Origin of the sequence: Actinomadura sp. WMMA1423, assembly GCF_006547145.1 — a bacterium.
Taxonomy (GTDB): Bacteria; Actinomycetota; Actinomycetes; order Streptosporangiales; family Streptosporangiaceae; genus Spirillospora.
The window spans coordinates 8,072,606-8,090,823 of the sequence record NZ_CP041244.1; the positions used below are offsets into that span (position 1 = coordinate 8,072,606).

At 71.5% G+C, this 18,218-nt stretch carries 17 protein-coding genes; 7 read left to right on the forward strand and 10 right to left on the reverse strand.

From position 1 onward, the window contains the following. Positions 1-43 precede the first annotated feature (43 nt). Together FKD65_RS37405 and FKD65_RS37410 are read right to left on the reverse strand one after the other, a co-directional pair. Entirely contained in the window at positions 44-2,125 is a 2,082-nt protein-coding gene (locus tag FKD65_RS37405; protein ID WP_240809790.1) for a 3-hydroxyacyl-CoA dehydrogenase NAD-binding domain-containing protein, read from the reverse strand. Beyond that, positions 2,122-3,324: a thiolase family protein gene (locus FKD65_RS37410; protein WP_141583808.1), complete on the reverse strand. Its 1,203-nt coding sequence runs from the start codon at positions 3,322-3,324 to the stop codon at positions 2,122-2,124. The genes FKD65_RS37405 and FKD65_RS37410 overlap by 4 nt, the downstream gene beginning before the upstream one ends. A gap of 234 nt (positions 3,325-3,558) precedes the next feature. Here FKD65_RS37410 and FKD65_RS37415 point away from each other — a divergent pair, with 234 nt between their 5' ends. Next, the gene (locus FKD65_RS37415; RefSeq protein ID WP_302931570.1) at positions 3,559-5,328 is read left to right on the forward strand and encodes an AMP-binding protein; all 1,770 of its coding nucleotides are present in this window, start codon (positions 3,559-3,561) and stop codon (positions 5,326-5,328) included. A 204-nt stretch (positions 5,329-5,532) separates the two neighbouring features. Here the strand turns inward: FKD65_RS37415 and FKD65_RS37420 are convergent, their stop codons facing one another. From FKD65_RS37420 to FKD65_RS37435, 4 genes are all read right to left on the reverse strand, one after another. Then, positions 5,533-6,714: a cell wall metabolism sensor histidine kinase WalK gene (locus tag FKD65_RS37420; protein WP_240809791.1), complete on the reverse strand. Its 1,182-nt coding sequence runs from the start codon at positions 6,712-6,714 to the stop codon at positions 5,533-5,535. Beyond that, entirely contained in the window at positions 6,711-7,373 is a 663-nt protein-coding gene (locus tag FKD65_RS37425) for a response regulator transcription factor (RefSeq protein ID WP_141583810.1), read from the reverse strand. The genes FKD65_RS37420 and FKD65_RS37425 overlap by 4 nt, the downstream gene beginning before the upstream one ends. A 57-nt stretch (positions 7,374-7,430) precedes the next feature. Continuing rightward, positions 7,431-8,033 carry a TMEM175 family protein gene (locus FKD65_RS37430; protein WP_205718390.1) on the reverse strand — a complete coding sequence of 201 codons (603 nt, stop codon included), beginning with the start codon at positions 8,031-8,033 and terminating at the stop codon, positions 7,431-7,433. Between the two features lie 69 nt (positions 8,034-8,102). Beyond that, entirely contained in the window at positions 8,103-9,005 is a 903-nt protein-coding gene (locus FKD65_RS37435) for an NADP-dependent oxidoreductase (RefSeq protein ID WP_141583814.1), read from the reverse strand. Positions 9,006-9,363: 358 nt separating this feature from the next. Between FKD65_RS37435 and FKD65_RS46740 the strand changes: the two genes are divergently transcribed. Further along, positions 9,364-9,750: an HAD family hydrolase gene (locus tag FKD65_RS46740; protein ID WP_205718391.1), complete on the forward strand. Its 387-nt coding sequence runs from the start codon at positions 9,364-9,366 to the stop codon at positions 9,748-9,750. A 58-nt stretch (positions 9,751-9,808) separates the two neighbouring features. Here the strand turns inward: FKD65_RS46740 and FKD65_RS37445 are convergent, their stop codons facing one another. Together FKD65_RS37445 and FKD65_RS37450 are read right to left on the reverse strand one after the other, a co-directional pair. Next, positions 9,809-10,375, reverse strand: coding sequence for a hypothetical protein (locus FKD65_RS37445; protein ID WP_141583816.1), 567 nt, complete (start codon positions 10,373-10,375; stop codon positions 9,809-9,811). Next, positions 10,372-10,860, reverse strand: coding sequence for a hypothetical protein (locus FKD65_RS37450; RefSeq protein WP_141583819.1), 489 nt, complete (start codon positions 10,858-10,860; stop codon positions 10,372-10,374). Before FKD65_RS37450 ends, FKD65_RS37445 begins: the two co-directional genes overlap by 4 nt. 1,336 nt (positions 10,861-12,196) lie before the next feature. On the opposite strand from FKD65_RS37450, the gene FKD65_RS37455 reads away from it, so the two are divergent. The 5 genes from FKD65_RS37455 (at position 12,197) to FKD65_RS37475 (ending at position 15,891) form a co-directional block, all read left to right on the forward strand. Then, entirely contained in the window at positions 12,197-12,529 is a 333-nt protein-coding gene (locus FKD65_RS37455) for a hypothetical protein (protein ID WP_205718392.1), read from the forward strand. Then, positions 12,526-13,563 (forward strand): peptidoglycan-binding protein, encoded by a 1,038-nt coding sequence (locus FKD65_RS37460; protein WP_240809793.1) that lies wholly within the window; start codon positions 12,526-12,528, stop codon positions 13,561-13,563. The genes FKD65_RS37455 and FKD65_RS37460 overlap by 4 nt, the downstream gene beginning before the upstream one ends. Continuing rightward, on the forward strand, positions 13,560-14,270 hold the full coding sequence (locus tag FKD65_RS37465) for an ABC transporter ATP-binding protein (protein ID WP_141583824.1): 711 nt from the start codon (positions 13,560-13,562) through the stop codon (positions 14,268-14,270). Before FKD65_RS37460 ends, FKD65_RS37465 begins: the two co-directional genes overlap by 4 nt. After that, complete coding sequence (locus tag FKD65_RS37470) at positions 14,267-15,448, forward strand: ABC transporter permease (RefSeq protein ID WP_141583827.1); 1,182 nt, start codon at positions 14,267-14,269, stop codon at positions 15,446-15,448. Before FKD65_RS37465 ends, FKD65_RS37470 begins: the two co-directional genes overlap by 4 nt. Before the next feature lie 80 nt (positions 15,449-15,528). Continuing rightward, complete coding sequence (locus tag FKD65_RS37475) at positions 15,529-15,891, forward strand: hypothetical protein (RefSeq protein ID WP_141583829.1); 363 nt, start codon at positions 15,529-15,531, stop codon at positions 15,889-15,891. Positions 15,892-15,898: 7 nt separating this feature from the next. On the opposite strand, the gene efeU is transcribed toward FKD65_RS37475, so the two are convergent. Together efeU and FKD65_RS37485 are read right to left on the reverse strand one after the other, a co-directional pair. Further along, positions 15,899-16,762, reverse strand: a complete 864-nt coding sequence (gene efeU / locus FKD65_RS37480; RefSeq protein ID WP_240809794.1) for an iron uptake transporter permease EfeU — start codon at positions 16,760-16,762, stop codon at positions 15,899-15,901. A gap of 91 nt (positions 16,763-16,853) precedes the next feature. Continuing rightward, a complete protein-coding gene (locus FKD65_RS37485) occupies positions 16,854-18,053 on the reverse strand; it encodes a ribonuclease D (protein ID WP_240810397.1) in 1,200 nt (399 codons plus the stop codon). Between the last annotated feature and the right edge of the window lie 165 nt (positions 18,054-18,218).

Below are 18,218 nucleotides of genomic sequence, written 5' to 3' on the forward strand. Positions count from 1 at the left end.
ATCCGGCCGCGGCCGGTGGATCAGGTGGGCCGTGGCTCAGGAGTCAGGAGGGCAGGGAGGCGGCCCCCGGCTCCAGGAAGCGGCCGCCCGCGGCCCGCTCGGCGACGCCGGACCTGTCCAGGTACGGGGTGATGCCGCCGAGGTGGAACGGCCAGCCGGCGCCGAGGATCATGCACAGGTCGATGTCCTGCGCGGCCGCGACGACGCCCTCGTCCAGCATGATCCGGATCTCGTCGGCGAGCGCGGCGAGGGCCCGGTCGAGGACCTGCTCCTCGGTGGACGGGCTCGTCCCGCCGGAGAAGATCTCCACGACCTCGGGGTCGAGGGTGAAGTCGGGCAGGTACACGCCGCTCTTGCCGGCCGCGACCATCTTCGCCAGGTTGTCCGACAGCGGGAACCGGGCCGGGAAGGCCCCGTGCAGGGTCTCGTTGACGTGCAGCGCGATCGCCGGGCCGACCAGGCCCATCAGCACGAACGGCGGCATCGGCAGGCCGAGCGGGGCGGCGGCGCGCTCGGCGGTCTCGATCGGGGTGCCCTCGTCCACCGTCTTGACGATCTCGGCGAGCAGCCGCAGCAGGACGCGGTTGACGACGAAGGCCGGGGCGTCCTTGACCAGGACGCACGACTTCTTCAGCGCCTTGCCGGTGGCGAACGCCGTGGCGAGGGCCGCATCGTCGGTCCGCTCGCCCCGGACGATCTCCAGCAGCGGCAGCACCGCGACCGGGTTGAAGAAGTGGAACCCGACGACCCGCTCGGGATGCGCGAGCCCGGAGGCCATCTCGGTGACGGGCAGCGAGGAGGTGTTGGTCGCGAGGACGCACTCGGGCGAGACGTACTGCTCGACCTCGGCGAACACCTTCTGCTTGACCGACATCTCCTCGAAGACGGCCTCGATGACGAAGTCGGCGTCGGCGAAGGCGTCCTTGGAGAGCGAGCCGGTGATGAGCCCCTTGAGCCGGTTGGCCTTGTCGGGGGACAGGCGCCCCTTGCCGAGCAGCTTGTCGATCTCGCGGTGCGCGTAGCCGACGCCCTTGTCCAGGCGCTCCTGGTCGAGGTCGGTCAGCACGACCGGCACCTCCAGGCGCCGCGCGAACAGCAGGGCGAGCTGCGAGGCCATCAGGCCGGCGCCGACGACGCCGACCTTGGTGACCTTGCGGGCGAGCCCCTTGTCCGGCGCCCCGGCGGGCCGCTTCGCGCGCTTCTGGGTGAGGTCGAACGCGTACAGGCCGGCGCGCAGCTCGTCGCTCATGATGAGGTCGGCCAGGGCCTCGTCCTCGGCGGCGAAGCCCTCGTCGCGGGTGCGGTCCTTCGCGGCGGCGACCAGGTCCAGCGCCCGGGTGTAGGACGGGGCCGCGCCGTGGAGCTTTCCGTCCACGTTCCAGCGGGCCATCGCGACGGCGTCGTCCCACGCCTTGCCCTTGTCGACCTCGGGGCGGCGGACCGTGATCTCGCCGTTGAGCACCCGGGCCGTCCAGGCGAGGGACTCCTCCAGGAAGTCGGCCGAGTCGAAGATCGCGTCGGCGATGCCCAGCTCGTAGGCCTGCGCGCCCTTGAGCATCCGGTTCTGGGACATGGGGTTGTCGATGACGACCTTGAGCGCCTTCTCCGCGCCGATCAGGTTCGGCAGCAGGTGGGTACCGCCCCACCCGGGGACGAGGCCGAGGAACGCCTCGGGCAGCGCGAACGCCGGGACGCCGCGCGAGATCGTCCGGTAGGTGCAGTGCAGGCCGACCTCGACGCCGCCGCCCATGGCCGCGCCGTTGTAGTAGGCGAAGGACGGGACGTCCAGTTCGCCGAGGCGGCGGAACACGTCGTGGCCGAGCCTGCCGATGGCCGCCGCGTCCTCGCGCCGCCGGATCAGCGGGACGCCCTTGAGGTCGGCGCCGACCGCGAAGATGAACGGCTTGCCGGTGACGGCGACGGCCGCGATGTCGTCACGCCCGGCGACGGCGTCGAGGGCCGCGTTCAGCTCGGCGAGCCCGCCGGGGCCGAACGTGTTGGGCTTGGTGTGGTCGAAGCCGTTGTCGAGCGTGATGAGCGCGAGCGTGCCCGCGCCGTAGGGCAGCGTCACGTCGCGGACATGCGCGTGCGTGACGACCTCGTCCTTGAAGATGTCGGGGTTCACTTGGCGCCCTCCCAGTTCACGTTCTCCCAGAGGACGGTTCCGCCCATGCCCATGCCGACGCACATCGTGGTCAGCCCGAACCGGACGTCCGTGCGCTCCTCGAAAAGGCGGGACAGCTGGTTCATCAGCCGCACGCCGGACGAGGCGAGGGGGTGGCCGAGGGCGATGGCGCCGCCCCACGGGTTCACCCGCGCGTCGTCGTCGGCGATCTTGAAGTGCTCCAGGAACGCGAGCACCTGCACGGCGAACGCCTCGTTGATCTCGATGAGGCCGATGTCGTCCATGGTCAGCGAGTTGCGGGCGAGGAGCTTCTCGGTCGCGGGGACCGGCCCGACGCCCATCACCTCCGGCTCGACGCCGGCGAACGCGAAGTCGACGAGCCGCATGCGCGGGGTGAGGCCGAGTTCGAGCGCGGCGTCCTCGGCCGCGAGCAGGCACGCGGTGGCGCCGTCGTTGAGGCCCGCGGCGTTGCCCGCCGTGACGTTGCCGTGCACGCGGAACGGGGTCTTCAGCGAGGCCAGGCTCTCCATGGTCGTGCCGGGGCGCGGCGGCTCGTCCTCGGTGGCGAGCCCCCAGCCCCGCTCGGCGGAGCGGACCGCGGTGGGCACCAGGTCGGGCTGGATCCTCCCGGCGGCGTAGGCCTCGGCGACCTTGCGCTGGCTGCGCACGGAGTAGGCGTCGGCGCGCTCCTTGGTGATGCCGGGGAACCGGTCGTGCAGGTTCTCCGCCGTCGAGCCCATGACCAGGGCGGACGGGTCGACCAGCTTGTCGGCGAGGAACCGCGGGTTCGGGTCGACGCCCTCGCCCATCGGGTGCCGGCCCATGTGCTCGACGCCGCCCGCGATGGCGACGTCGTAGGAGCCGAACGAGATGCCGGCGCCGGTCGTGGTCACGGCGGTCATCGCGCCCGCGCACATCCGGTCGACGGCGAAGCCGGGGACGCTCTTCGGCAGCCCGGCCAGCACGGCGGCGGACCGCCCGATGGTCAGGCCCTGGTCCCCGGTCTGGGTGGTGGCGGCGATCGCGACCTCGTCCACCCGCTCGGGCGGGAGGGACGGGTTGCGGCGCATCAGCTCGCGGATCGCGCGGACGACCATGTCGTCCGCCCGGGTCTGCGCGTAAAGGCCCTTGGGGCCGGCCTTGCCGAACGGCGTGCGGACGCCGTCGACGAACACGACGTCGCGTGCGGTGCGAGGCACGGGTCGTCCTCCCTGGGATGGACTCTGGTGGAGGTGTCGAGCCTCGCGCCGCCCCTGCCGGCGGCACGAGTACCCGCGTCAGCGATGCTACTCGCTGGTAACCCTCAATGCTACTCGTCAGTAACCACTGACGCGCCGCTCAGCGCCCAGATGCCCGCCGGTATGGGCCCCGGTGCCCTTGTTCGGTTCCTGACTCATGGGTAGCGTGACCGGAAATCACCGGAGGAGGGCACGGTGACGCACGCGAGGCCCGCGTACCGGCCGGGGATGCGTCGGCGGATCGGGCATATCCGCGATCTCGCGGCGCTCCTGCTGCGCACCGGTCTGCTGTTCTCCGGCGGCCCGCGCCGGCTCGTCGCGCAGCTCGGGGCGCTGCGGCACTGGGGCACGACGCTCGCCGGGCTGGTCGCCTCCGCCGCGGTCCGCTCCCCGTCCCGCACCGCCCTGGTGGACGACGAGGGCGCGCTGACGTTCGCCGAGCTGGACGAGCGCTCCGCCCGCCTCGCCGCCGGGCTGCCCCTGCACGGTCCCCGCCCGCGCGTCGGCGTCCTGTGCCGCAACCACCGCGGCATGGCCCTGACCCTCGTCGCGTGCTCCCGGCGCGGCGCCGAGGTCGTGCTGCTCAACACCGGTTTCGGGACGGGTCAGATCCGCGCCGTGCTCGGCGAGCTGCGCCCCACCCTCCTCGTCGCGGACGCCGAGTTCGCCCCGCTGCTGGCGAACGTCCCGATCGCGCTGCGCCGGAACGTGGTGTGGGCCGACCGCCGCCCCGCGGCGGCGGATCCGCTCTCGGCCCCCGTCCCCGCCGCGACCCTGCCGCCGCCCCGCGCCGCGCAGGACGTCGCCCCCGTCCCCGCGGACCAGGGGCAGAGCATCGAGGAGATCATCCTCTCGGCGCCCGAGCCAGCCACCGCGCCGCCGCAGATCCAGAGCCGGACGATCATGCTGAGCTCGGGGACCACCGGACGCCCGAAGGGCGCCCGCCGCCCGCCCCGCCCCGGCCTCTGGCCGCTCGCCTCGATGACGTCCCGGATCCCGCTGCGCGCCCGGCAGACCATGATCGTCGAAGCCCCGCTGTTCCACACCTGGGGGTACGCCGCGCTGCAGATGGCCTGGGCCCTGCGGGCGCCGGTCGTCCTGCACCGCCGGTTCGACCCCGAGCAGACGCTCCGGGCGATCGCCTCCCACCGCGACGTCACGGTGTTCGCCGTCCCGGTCATGCTGCAGCGCGTCCTGGAACTGGCCCCCGAGGTCCGCGAAAGGTACGACGCGTCCTCCCTGCGGATCGCGGCGCTGAGCGGAGCCGCGCTGCCCGGCGACCTCGCCACCCGCTTCATGGACGCGTTCGGCGACCGCCTCTACAACGTCTACGGCTCGACCGAGGCGTCCTGGGTGTCCATCGCGACCCCGCGCGACCTGCGGCTCGACCCGCGCACCGCCGGGCGCCCGCCGCGCAACACCGCACTGGCCATCCTCGACGAGCAGGGCCGCCGCCTCGGCCGCTCCACCCGCGGGCACATCTTCGCCGCGAACGAGCTGCTGTTCGAGGGCTACACCGGCGGCGAGCCGATGGAGGTCCGCGACGGGCTGCTCGCCACCGGCGACCTCGGGCACATCGACCACCGCGGCCTGCTGTTCGTGGACGGCCGCAGTGACGGGATGGTCGTGTCCGGCGGCGAGAACATCGTCCCCCGCGACGTGGAGGACGCCCTGCTGCGGATGCCGGAGATCCACGAGGTCGCGGTCACGGGCGTGAGCGACCCCGACTGGGGGCAGCGCCTCGCCGCGTACGTCGTCCTGCGGCCCGGCGCCAGGCTCGACGCCGACGCCGTCCGCGCCTACGTGCACGCGCAGGTCGCCCGGTACGCGGTTCCCCGCGACGTGTACTTCATCCCCGAGCTGCCGCGCAACGCGACCGGCAAGGTCGTGCACCGCTGGCTGTCCGCCCGCCCCGACCGGTCCGAGCCGGAGGGGCGCGTCGAGTGGCCGCCGCCGCTGCGTTGATTCAGTCCCGGCCCACTTCGCTCGCCTGGCGGCTGTGTTCTTGCAGTCTCGGCCCACTTCGCTCGCCTAGCGGCTCGCTACGTGACCGTGACTGGGCGAACGCGGCATCGCTTCGCGATCTGCCCGGTTCCGCTCGCCTCCGGCTTCGCTCCACCGGCCAGGTCACGCGTTCGCGTGCGTGGCCGAGGCCGATTGAAGCAGGTCCTAGGCGGCGACGGCGGGCTCGGCCGCCGTCGGCAGCCGGACCGTGATCGACAGGCCGCCCTCCGGCCGCGGGACGGTGTCGATCGCGCCGCCGTGCGCCCCGACGACCGCCCGCACGATCGACAGCCCGAGACCCGCGCCGTCCCTGGACCCCGTCCGGTCGGCGCGCAGCCGCCGGAACGGCTCGAAGATCGTTCCCACCTCGTAGGACGGCACGGGCCGCCCGGTGTTCACCACCTGGAGGAACGCCTCACCGTCCCGGACGCCGGTGCGCACCCAGATCCGGCCGTCCCGCACGTTGTACTTCACGGCGTTCTCCAGCAGGTTCACGGCGCACCGCTCCAGCAGCACCGGATCGCCGGCGACCTCGGCCGGGCCGAGCCGCACCTCGACGTCCACGGCCGCCTCCTCCGCCTGCCCCTCGACCTGGTCGAGCGCGCTGCGCATGACGTCCTGCAGCGGCGTGCGGGCCCGGGTCCCGAGCTCCCGCTCGGACTTCGCGAGCAGCAGCAGCCCCTCGATGAGCCGCTCGTGCCGCGCGGTGTTGCCGAGCAGGACGTCCGCGAGCGCCCTGGTCTCCGGCGGGCTCCTGCGGGACGCCAGCGCGACCTCCAGCACCGTCCGGTTGATGGTCAGCGGCGTGCGCAGCTCGTGCGAGGCGTTCGCGACGAACCGCCGCTGGGCGTCGAACGCGCGGTTCAGCCGGTCCAGCATCCGGTCGAAGGTGTCGGCCAGGTCCTTGATCTCGTCCTGCGGGCCGTCCAGGGCGATCCGCTCGTACAGGTTGCTCTCCGACAGCCGCCGCGCGGTCGCGGTCACCGTGTGCAGCGGCCGGAGCATGCGTCCCGCCACGACGTACCCGATCACCACGGCCAGGACGCCGAGCACCAGCATCGTCACCAGGGAGCTCTGCAGCAGCTGCTCCAGCACGTCGTGCTTCTGCCGCACCAGCTCCCGGTCGGCCTCGGCCTTCAGCCTCGCCAGCGCGTCGAGGTCCCCGTTGACGGCCAGCGCGCGCAGCCGCGCGAGGGTCCCCGCGTCCACGTTCTGGCGCGAGGTGAACCGGTTGTCCATCGTCCGGACGGTCAGCAGGTACGTCACCGCGACCAGTGCCGCCGACGTGAGCAGGAACAGCGACCCGTACACCAGCGTGAGCCGCGTCCTGACGCTCAGCCTCTTCACCGTGCCTCCAACCGGTATCCGGATCCGGTGACCGTCTCGATCACCGGCGGCTGCCCGAGCTTGCGCCGCAGCGTCGCCATCGTGACCCGGACGATGTTGCTGAACGGGTCGATGTTCTCGTCCCACGCCCGCTCCAGCAGCCGCTCGGCGCTCACCACGCCGCCCTCCGCCCGCAGCAGCTCCTCCAGGACCGCGAACTCCTTGTTCGTCAGCCGCAGCTCCCGGCCGTCCCGCGCCGCCCTGCGCCGGTGCGGATCGAGCCGGATGCCGCGCCCCTCCAGGACGGGCGGCACCGGCGGCCCCGACCTGCGCGCCAGCGCCCGCACCCGCGCCACCAGCTCGCCGAACACGAACGGCTTCGGCAGGTAGTCGTCGGCGCCGAGCGACAGCCCGTCCACCCGCTCGTCGACGTCCCCCGCCGCGGTCAGCATGAGGATCCGCGCGGGACTGCGCCGCCCCACCAGCTCCCGGCACACGTCGTCCCCGTGCACGGTGGGCAGGTCCCGGTCGAGGACCACCACGTCGTACTCGTTGTAGGAGGCCCGCTCCAACGCGTCGTCGCCGTCGTACACCACGTCGACGGCCATGGCCTCGTCGCGCAGCCCCTCGGCGATCGTGTCCGCGAGCACCCGCTCGTCCTCGACGATCAGTACACGCATACCGCCGAGCATGACGCCCAGGAGGTTAAACCCCGATAAGCCCGACCGTCGAGGGCCTCAGACGCCGACGAGTCTCCACAGCCTGTCGACCGGGGCTTGCAGGAAGAGCAGCAGTAGCGCGAAGTAGGAAACGCCCGGGAGGACCGCGACCACGGCCAGACCCACGGCGAGCAGCGCCACGTTCGACAGCGCGCCTCGGACCGACTCGATGCTCGGCGGATCGGACTCCAGCGCGACGTCCGGGTCACGGTAGGAGATCGCCGTCAGCACGGTCTGGAGGACGCACGCGACGAGGATGTTCCCGATGTACAGCATCACGGTGAAGCGGTCGTCCCCCGGATAGGAGGCGGCCATCTCCGTGGGGAACGGCAGGACCACGATGGCCAGCAGCCACCCGGCGTTCACCAGCATCAGCGCCCGCGTGTAGCCGCCGACGTGCTCGAACACCCGGTGATGCACGAACCACAACCGGATGATCACCACGAAGCTGAGGACGAAGCTCCCGATCTGCGCCCAGTGCCCGCTGACGACCTCGACCGAACTCTGGTGCGCGCGCACCGCCTCCGGCACCACCTCGACCAGCGGCAGCACCAGCAGCGTCACGGCGATCGCCACGACCGCGTCAGTGAACAGGACAAGCCGGTCAGGATCCCGAGACACCGCCCGCGCCATACCTCGAAACCCTACAGCGGCGGCCTTCATCGTCCCAGCTCAGCACGCGTCTCCGCGTCAGCCGACCATCAGCACGAGCTTCCCGCGCACCTTCCCGCCCTCTCCGGCGCGGTGCGCTTCCGCGACGTCGGCGAGGGAGAAGGTCCGCACGACCGGCGGCGAGAAGCGTCCCGCCTCGATCAGCGGCCCGATCTCGCCGAGCACGTGGACCGCGCGGCCGGCGTCACCGCGGCTGAACCGCACCCCATGCTCCCTGGCGCCGCCGAAGTCGGCGACCGTGACGACGCGCTCCGCGCCGCCGGCGAGCCCGATCAGCTCGGGCAGCACCCCGCTCCCGGCGACGTCGAGCGCCAGGTCGACGCCGTCCGGCGCCAGCGCGCGCACCCGCTCGACCAGCCCCTCCCCGTACACGACCGGCTCGGCCCCCAAAGAACGCAGGTACTCCTGGTTCCCTGGACCGGCGGTGCCGATCACGCGCGCGCCGCGCACCGCGGCGAGCTGCACCGCGGCGCCGCCGACGCTCCCGGACGCGCCGTTGACGAGCAGTGTCGCGCCGTCCCCGACGCCGAGCTGGTCGAGCGCGCGCGTGGCGGTCTCGATGGCCGCAGGCAGCGCCGCGGCACCGGCGAAGTCGAGCGAGGGCGGGATCGGCGCGTAGTGGGACAGCACCGCCAGCTCGGCCTGGGCCGCCCCCTCGACGCAGAAGCCGAACACGCGATCGCCGACGGCCGCGTCCGCCACACCCTCGCCGATCTCGTCGACGACCCCCGCCGCCTCGTAGCCCAGGGTCTGGGGGAGCTCCTGGTCCATCTGCCCCCGGCGCTTCTTCCAGTCGCCGGCGCTCACCCCTGCCGCGCGCACCGCGACCCGGACCTGCCCGGGCCCCGGACGAGGATCGGGCAGGTCCACGAGCCCCAGCACCTCGGAACCTCCGAACCGGTCGAAACGAACGGCCTTCATCACGTGCTCCGTCCAGCCCCCGCGGGCGTACGTCGCCTCATCGGATCCCATCAACGACCTAGCCTCAAATCATGATCGAAGCCGTGCTTTGGGACGTCGACGACACGCTCTTCGATTTCACCGGCTCGGAGCGCACCGGGCTGCTGCGTCACTTCGAGGCGGAGGACCTGCCCGCCGACCAGGACGCCCTGGACCGGTGGCATCTGATCGCCGAGAGCGAACTCCGGCGCCTCGCGGCCGGTGAGCTGACCTACGAGCAGCAGCGCCGCACAAGAGTCCGCAGGTTCGTGGGCCGTCCGCTGAGCGACACCGAGGCGAACGCTTGGTACGACCGGTACGAGGCGCTGTTCGAAGCGTCGTGGACGGCGTTCCCGACGTATCGCAGGCCCTGGACGCGCTTTCTCACCGCCAGGGGATCCTGTCCAACTCGAGTACCGTCCACCAGGAGCGCAGAATGGCGGCACTGGGTCTACGCCACCATTTCGAGGTACTCCTCTGCTCCGACCGCCTCGGCTGCGCGAAACCGAGTCCCCAGGCTTTCCTAGCCGCCTGCGACGCGCTCAACCTGCCTCCCGCGCACGTCGCTTACGTAGGCGACAGGCTGGACGTGGACGCCGAAGGCGCCCGCAACGCAGGCCTCCACGCCATCTGGCTGGACCGAGCAAAAACGCCGACCCCGACCCCGGCCGGCATACACCGGATCTCAACCCTGCAGGCCCTACCCGCGACCCTCGCCGCCTCATGACCACCAACCCCGCACGCCAACCGTCTGCTCGTCGGAGCGCCCGACAGGCCAGGCCGGGCTAATGCGAAATGAGCAGAGGGACGGAATCCAGGTTCTCCACATCAGCCGGCGTCAATGATGCCGCAAGCAAGCTCCTATGGAACATGCGCTGCTGGCGGCGCGCCTCGGATTGCAGAGTCTCTAAGATCTTGGTGATCTCGGGATTGTTCCCATGCTCGGCCAGGGGACTTCCCGGTGCAATCCATGAGAGCATTATCCAGCGCCGATAATCGTCGTCAACTATTCCATAAAAACGGGCCGCAACCAGCGGATACCGCTGGGCCACTCTGCCGGCTATGCGATAGTATTCGTCGCTCAGGACCGCCGAGTTCAGGCCAAAACAGCGATCTCCGAGTCCATAGTGGTTGCGGGTGTCCATCTGGCGCCCGGATGCAACTCTTCGGATCTCCTTGTCGGTCGATGACATCTTGACCTCTGCGCAGCGGCATAGCATGAGGAGGTCGCCGGTGACGCTGTGTTCAGGTCTGTGCACCTGCCGCAGTCTATTGGCGAGCCTGGAGCAACCGTAAAAGACGATCAAGAACGATGCCAGGCCGTAAGCTGCGTTGGCGAAGTAGAGGATCAAATAAAGTCCTCATCGATTAATTCATCGTAACCGAGGGACTTGGCGGCCGCTGACAGTTGAGTTTTGAATTCTTCCCTCATGGCAACCAGTCTTGCGAGTTCTTCCGCACTCTCTTCGTCAGAGAGGCGGCGCCCACCCCTGCCTTCGATTCTGTCGCGGAATAGATCCGCAGCGGAGACGAAAGCGAAGTAGCCGGCTGAAATCTCGGGGAACCGTGCATCCAGGGCGCGCGCGATATTGGTGTCGTTGGAGCCGAAGATCACACCAGAGCCTTGCGTTTCCGTCGAGTTCCACAATCGGCGGTGCTTGCGTCCTGATGAGAGGGTCGAGAGATATTCTAATTCGCGCTTCGTGACCTTCTGCAGGGTTAGTAGACGTGAATGGGTCTGTGCGCGCTGCCTCTCATCTTCCTCCTGTTTCCTCGCCGCCGCCTCCCTCTTTTTCTGGTGTCTTCCATTTATTGAGGGAGCCGCAACGGCTGCCATTGCGCCAAGGCCACCTCCGCAAAGCCCTATAATCCATTGACTCGAGGACATCGAATAGTCACGCCTTTCAGGGGTTGTTGCGCTCCCCGCAAGGATGCTGCAGTTCATATGAATGATGTACTCTGGAAATCATCTCACAACCAGGCTGCCTTGTTAAGCTCTGCATGTTGCGCGCCGGTACTTGTGGCAGGGCGTTTTCGACCATGGATCTTGAACGCGCCATGATCTCCAATGATCTTCACCAGCACGCCGCCGGGCAAGGAGAGGCCGGCAGCGCGGATTGGGAGACGTTCAACGCGGTCGGTGCGGGTGACAGCGCCTGCGCAGGGCGCACCGGGGGCCTCTGGAGAACTCGGCTTTCAGGCCGACTCACTCACACCCGGGCGGCGGATCCTTTGGCACAAGATTGCTATCGGTGAGAGCCAGTAGATCCGGTCGACAAACCGCCCACCGGATGTCATCACTGCCTGCATCTGCCAGCTGGACGCTGGCTACAACGTCCCCGCCTGTGCAGACCTTGCCGTGCTGGCTGCACTCGCCCTGGGCGGCGAGACCGGGACGCCCCTCGTGTCAACTCGGGCAATACCGCCAAACGCCTACAATGCAGGAGTCCATGGTTCGACCATAAGGGCGTAACTCGTACGTGTCATCAACGCCTAGTCGTGAAGGCCATTTGTGGACCACATGGATACGTGACCGCAAACGGCTTGTTCCGCTGGCTGCTCCACTTCGCGAGGCTGTTCCGGTGCGGTGTGCTTCTCGTCCCGGACCACGTCCGACGTGCAGCACTGCGCGTGAGAGTCATCAGGAGTCGAAGCTGGCTACGAGAGCGAGTGCCGACCAGGCGCTGACCATTGTGCCGAGGGGACCAGTGAACGGGCGAGGCGTGCGGGTGGGGCGGACTCGCCGCGGGTGATGGCTCGATCGGCGGGCATCAGGGGGCGTGACCGCTGCGTTGCGGTCGAGCGGGCGCGGCCATGTGGTGACGTGCCAGCCGCGCACTCCGCGACTCCTCTGGAGGCCGTGCTGGTGAGAGCCTCCTTAGGTGACGTCTCCCGACTTGGTCCGATCTGCTGAGAGGCCGCACGGCTAATGCGGGTTTAACCCTCTGGGGGCTCTTATGGGCCGTGCTGGGGCGCGGTGCCCTGGGGAGGCGAGGGTTGGCATGAGGGTTTGGGGTTTGGGTGTTGCGGCGGTGCTCCTGGTGGCAGGGCTTGCCGGGTGCGGGGACGACGGGGGGAGCGGGGTCGCCAGTGTCGGGGGGACGGCTGCGGCTTCCGCTTCGCCCAGCAAGTCGGTCTCGGCGGAGGACGCCAGGCTCAAGTTCGCGCAGTGCATGCGGGAGAACGGGGTCGACATGCCCGATCCCGGCAGCGGGGACGGGCAGGCATGGCGGCTGGGGAAGGGCGGCGACCGCAAGAAGCTGCAGGCGGCGATGGAGAAGTGCCGGTCGTGGCTTCAGGCGGGCGGGGAGTTGCCCGATCTCAAGGACCCGAAGGTCCGCGACAAGTACGTGAAGTTCGCGCAGTGCATGCGCGAGCACGGGGTTGACATCCCGGACCCCGGGCCGGACGGGAAGATCCAGCTGCCCCGCAAGTGGGTCGACCGGGGGCAGGCGGAGAAGGCGCGCGAGGCGTGCAAGGCCAGCCTGCCGGGGGTCGGGAAGTGAGGCGGGTCGTGGTCGCGGGCGGGGTCGCCGTCGTCGTGGTGGTGGTCGGCGGGGCCCTTGTGTGGGACCGGGACGGCAGCGAGGCGCAGGGGGCGCAGGCGCCGCTGGCGTCGGCGGTGGTGAGCCGGGGTGATCTCGTGGACACCGAGAAGGTGGACGGGAAGCTCACCTACGACGGCATACGGGACGTGTGGACGGGCGCGTCCGGTGTCGTGACCTGGGCGCCGGAGGAGGGGGCGACCGTCGAGCGCGGTAAGACGCTGCTCTCCGTCGCTGGCAAGCCTGTGACCTTGATGTACGGCGGCCGTCCCATGTACCGGACGCTGCGCGAGGGGGTTTCCGGCAAGGACGTCCGGCAGCTGGAGGAGAATCTGCGGGCCCTCGGGTACGGGGGTTTGACCGTGGACGACGAGTTCACCGGGGCGACGGCGGACGCCGTCGAGGAGTGGCAGGACGACCGGGGGCTGGACCAGACCGGCGTGGTCGACGCCGCCCAGGTCGTCTTCCTGAGCGGGGCCGTGCGGGTGCGGGAGGTCAAGGCGCCCGAGGGGAAGCGGACCGTCCAGGGGCAGCCGGTCCTGAGGGTCGCCGGGACGAGGCGGGTCGTGCACGTCGACCTCGACGCCGACAAGCAGGATCTGGCGAAGAAGGGCGCCGGGGTGACGGTGGAGCTGCCCGGCGGGACGACCGTGAAGGGGAAGATCAGCAAGGTCGGCGACGTGGCGGAGACGACCGGGTCGGGGCAGGACCAGAAGACCACGGTCGGCGTCGACATCTCCCTTGGGAAGGCCAAGACGGGACGGCTGGACGAGGCGCCCGTCAGCGTCGAGCTGGAGAGCGAGCGGCGCGAGGGCGTGCTGTCGGTGCCGGTCGAGGCGCTGCTGGCGCTGCGCGAGGGCGGCTTCGGCGTCGAGCTCGCCGACGGCTCCGGGCGCCTGCTGCCCGTGGAGGTCGGGGCGTTCGGCGGTGGACGGGTCGAGGTCTCCGGGAGCGGGCTCCGCGAGGGCATGAAGGTCGGGGTGCCCGCCGAATGAAGGGCTTCGACGACAGGGGCGCGAACATCGTGGAGCTGGCCGGGGTGGCCAAGGAGTACCCGGGCGGCGTCGCGGCCCTCCGGGGCGTCGATCTGGTGATCGAGCCGGGGGAGCGGGTGGCGATCGCCGGGCCGTCCGGGTCGGGCAAGTCGACGATGCTGCACATGATCGGGACGCTCGATCGGCCGACCCGGGGCAGCGTGCGGGTCGCCGGGCACGAGGTCGCCGACCTCGCGGACCGGGAGCTGTCGGCGCTGCGGGCCCGGCACATCGGGTTCGTGTTCCAGCAGTTCCACCTGGCCGCGGGGGTGAGCGCCCTCGACAACGTCGCCGACGGCCTGCTCTACGCCGGCGTCGGGCTGCGTGAGCGGCGCGAGCGGGCGCGGGCGGCGCTCGAACGCGTCGGGCTGGGGGAGCGGGCGGGGCACCGGCCGCACCAGCTGTCGGGCGGCGAGCAGCAGCGGGTCGCGGTCGCGCGGGCGGTCGTGGGCGAACCCGACCTGCTGCTCGCGGACGAGCCGACCGGCAACCTCGACTCCGCGGCGGGCGCCGGGGTGCTCGCCCTGCTGGACGAGCTGAACCGCGCCGGGACCACCGTCGTGGTCATCACGCATGACGCGGAGGTGGCCGCCCACGCGCCCCGGCGGGTCCGGATCCGGGACGGCGAGGTCGTCGCGGACGAGCGGGCGGAGGTGGGGAGCCGATGAGGCCCGCGCGGCTCGGCGCGGGCGACGTCCTGCGCGTGGGGCTCGGCGGGCTCCGGGCCCGGCCGACGCGGGTCGTGCTGTCGGCCCTCGGGATCGCGATCGGGATCGCCACGATGGTCGCCGTCATCGGGATCTCCTCCTCCAGCAAGGAGGACCTCCTGCGGCGGATCGACAGGCTCGGCACCAACCTGCTGACGGCCAAGCCGGGCGACACCCTGTTCGGAGACAAGGCGGAGCTGCCGGAGACGGCGCCGGAGATGGTGCGCAGGATCGGGCCGGTCACGGCGGTCGGCGCGACCGGGTCGGTGGACGCCACCGTCCGCCGCACCGACCGGATCCCGGAGGAGGTCACGCAGGGCATCGCCGTGCAGGCCGCCACGGGCGGGCTGCTCGGCACCCTGGACGTGGCGCCGGCGAGCGGGCGCCGGCTCGACGCGGCCACCGAGGGCCGTCCGGTCGTGGTGCTCGGCTCGGAGGCGGCGCGGCGGCTCGGCCTGGACCGGGCGGGCGGCCAGGTGTGGATCGGCGGCCGGTGGTTCGTCGTCCTCGGCGTGCTCCGGCCGGCGGAGCTCGCGCCGGAGATCGACCGCTCCGCCCTCGTCGGCTGGGACGCCGCGCGCCGGTACCTCGGCTTCGACGGGCATCCCACGACGATCTACGAGCGCTCCGCCGACGCCTCGGTGGAGGGCGTCCGGGACGTCCTCGCCCGGACGGTCAATCCCGAGCGCCCCGAGGAGGTCGAGGTCAGCCGCCCCTCCGACGCTCTGGAGGCGCGGGCCGCGGCGTCCGGCGCGTTCACCGGGCTGCTGCTCGGGCTCGGCGCCGTCGCGCTGCTGGTCGGCGGGGTCGGGGTCGCCAACACGATGGTGATCTCGGTGCTGGAGCGGCGCCGCGAGATCGGGCTGCGCCGCTCGCTCGGCGCCACCAGCGGCCAGATCCGCCTCCAGTTCGTCACCGAGTCGCTGCTGCTGTCGGCGTTCGGCGGCGGGGCCGGGGTCGTGCTCGGGGCGGCGGTGACGACCGGGTTCGCGCTGTGGAAGGGGTGGCCGCCGGTCGTGCCGGCGTGGGCGCTCGGCGGCGCGCTCGCCGCGACCCTGCTGATCGGGACGGTCGCGGGCCTGTACCCGGCGATGCGGGCGTCGCGGCTGCCGCCGACCGCGGCGCTGGCGACGGCGTGAGACTGGTCACGATCCGGCGGATCAGTGCATGATTGGGGCGGCGACGTCGATCCCACCCCCGGGGAGGTGCCTGATCCGCCATGCCGGTGCCACGCCCGCTCCGCGAGCGCTGCAGGGAGTTCCTCGGGATCGACGGTGAGATCCGCTACATCTTCCCCGCGATGACCTACGGCGGCGGCGCGGGCTTCATCTTCGTCGTCACCGGGGACCAGGTCGCGGTGATCTCCACCGGCTCGCTGAGCCGCAGCACCCCGAAGAGCGTCTGGGGCAGCTACCCGCGCGGCACGAGGATCGGGCCGGTGGAGACGGGCGTCGGCGCGTCGTTCGAGTTCGCGGGCGCGGTGTTCGAGCTGGACGACGAGTACGTCCCGGTGGTCAACGCGGCCGACGCGGAGATCTTCGCCCGCGACAGCCTGCCCCGCGACCCGCTGCCCGATCTGTGAGCCGGCGTCAGGGCGTCGGCGCCGGCTCGGTGGTCTTGGCCGGGGCGGGCTTGGACGGCGACGGGCTGCGCAGGAACAGCACCATCACCGGCACCAGGTAGAGGGCCCACATGACCAGCTGAAGCCAGGTGATCTGCGGGGTGACGTTCAGGACGCCCTGGAAGACGGTCTGCATCCAGTCTCCCGCGTCGCCGAACTTGGCGAAGAAGGCGTGCGGCTCCAGCGCGACCGAGTGCAGGCCGGGGAACACCTCGGCCTCCTGGAGGTCGTGGAAGCCGTAGCCGAACACCCCGGCGGCGACGACGATGAGCGCGGCGCCCGTCCAGGTGAAGAACCGCTTGAGGTTGATCTTGAGGCCGCCGCGGTAGAGCAGGTAGCCGAGCGCGACGGCGACGGCCAGGCCGAGGAACGCGCCGACGATCGGCTGGGTGGACCCTCCGGAGGAGTTGGAGATGTTCGTCCACAGGAACAGGGCGGTCTCCAGCCCCTCTCGGCCGACCGCCAGGAACGCGACGGCGGCGAGGGCGAGCGGCCCGACGTCGAGCGCGCCCTCCAGCCTGCCCTCCAGCTCGGCCTTCATGAACCGGGCGGTCTTGCGCATCCAGAAGACCATCCAGGTGACCAGCCCGACCGCGAGGATCGACAGGACGCCGCCGAACAGCTCCTGCGTCTTGAACTGCATCTCCGACGACGCGGCGCTCAGCGCCACCCCGAACCCGCACGCCAGGAGGACGGCGGCGCCGATCCCCGCCCAGACGGGCAGCAGGGCCCGGCGGTTGCCGGTCTTCACCAGGTACGCGATGAGGATGCTCACGACCAGGGCGGCCTCGAGCCCCTCGCGCAGGCCGATGAGGAAGTTGCCCAGCAGCATCGACGCACTCCTCGGGGGATCACACGGGTGTTTTAGGCAAAGCTAACCTAAGCCAGTGTGTGCCTCGCGGGCGCCCCCGTGCAAGTTCTCCCTAAAGCTCGCCCTTGCTCTCGAGCCGGAGGAACGCCTTGGCGATCGGCCGGGCGGTGAGCTCGACCTGCCAGCCGCGGGCGCCGAGGCCGCGCAGGACCGCGCCGATAGCCGAGGCCGACGACTCCTCCGGGGGCGTCCAGGCCAGCCGGCGGACGTAGTCGGGCTGCACGAGGTTCTCCGAGGGCATCGAGTGCTCGTCGGCGAGCGCCGCGACGATGGCACGGGCGGCGGTGAGCCGCTTTGCGGCCTCGGGGTCGCGGTCGGCCCAGCGGTGCGCGGGCGGCGGGCCGTCTCCGGGCAGGTTGGACTCCGGCAGCGCGCGCTCGCCGAGCTCGCGGGCGCGGGCGACGGCGCGCAGCCACGCCGACTGGTGCCGGCGGGCGCCGCGGCCCCGCATGGTCGGCAGGGCCTGCAGCTCGGCCGGGGTCTTCGGGGCCTTCTGCGCCAGCTCGATGATCGCCGCGTCCTGGAGCACCCGGCCGGGGGACAGGTCCCGCTCCTGGGCGATCTTGTCGCGCGCCTCCCAGACCTCGCGGACGGTGGCGAGCGCCCGCCGGTTGCGCACCCGGTGGATGCCGGACGTGCGGCGCCACGGGTCGGGGCGCGGCGGCTTCGGCGGCGTGGACAGGATGGCGGCGAACTCCTCCATCGCCCACTCCAGCTTGCCCGTCGCCTCCAGCTCGGCCTGGAGTGCGTCGCGCAGCTCGACCAGGAGCTCGACGTCCAGGGCGGCGTAGCGCAGCCAGTCGTCGGGGAGGGGGCGGGTCGACCAGTCGGCCGCCGAGTAGCCCTTCTCCAGCACGAAGCCGAGCACGTTCTCGACCATCGAGCCGAGCCCGACCCGCGGGTAGCCGAGCAGGCGCCCGGCCAGCTCGGTGTCGAACAGCCGGCGCGGCACGAGGCCGACCTCGGCCAGGCACGGCAGGTCCTGGTTGGCGGCGTGCAGCACCATCTCGGTGTCGGCGAGAGCGGCGTCCAGCGCGGAGAGGTCGGGGAGCGCCACAGGGTCGATGAGCGCGGTGCCGGCGCCGGCGCGGCGCATCTGGATCAGGTAGGCGCGCTGCCCGTAGCGGTAGCCGGAGGCGCGCTCGGCGTCGACCGCGACCGGTCCGGTGCCCGCGGCGAACGCCGCGATGACGCGTTCCAGGTCGGCGTCGGTGGTGAGCACCGGCGGGACGCCCTCGCGCGGCTCCAGCAGCGGGACGGCGGGAGGACCGGTGTCGGCCTCCGAACCCGCCGTGCCGGGCTCGGGCCCGGCCGCGCCGGGAAGGCTCCCGGCAGGGGTCGCCGCCGTCTTCTCCGCACCGCCCCGCTCGGGGCCGGTCGCGCGCGTCTCGGACACTCCCACTTCTTCCGTGTTCTC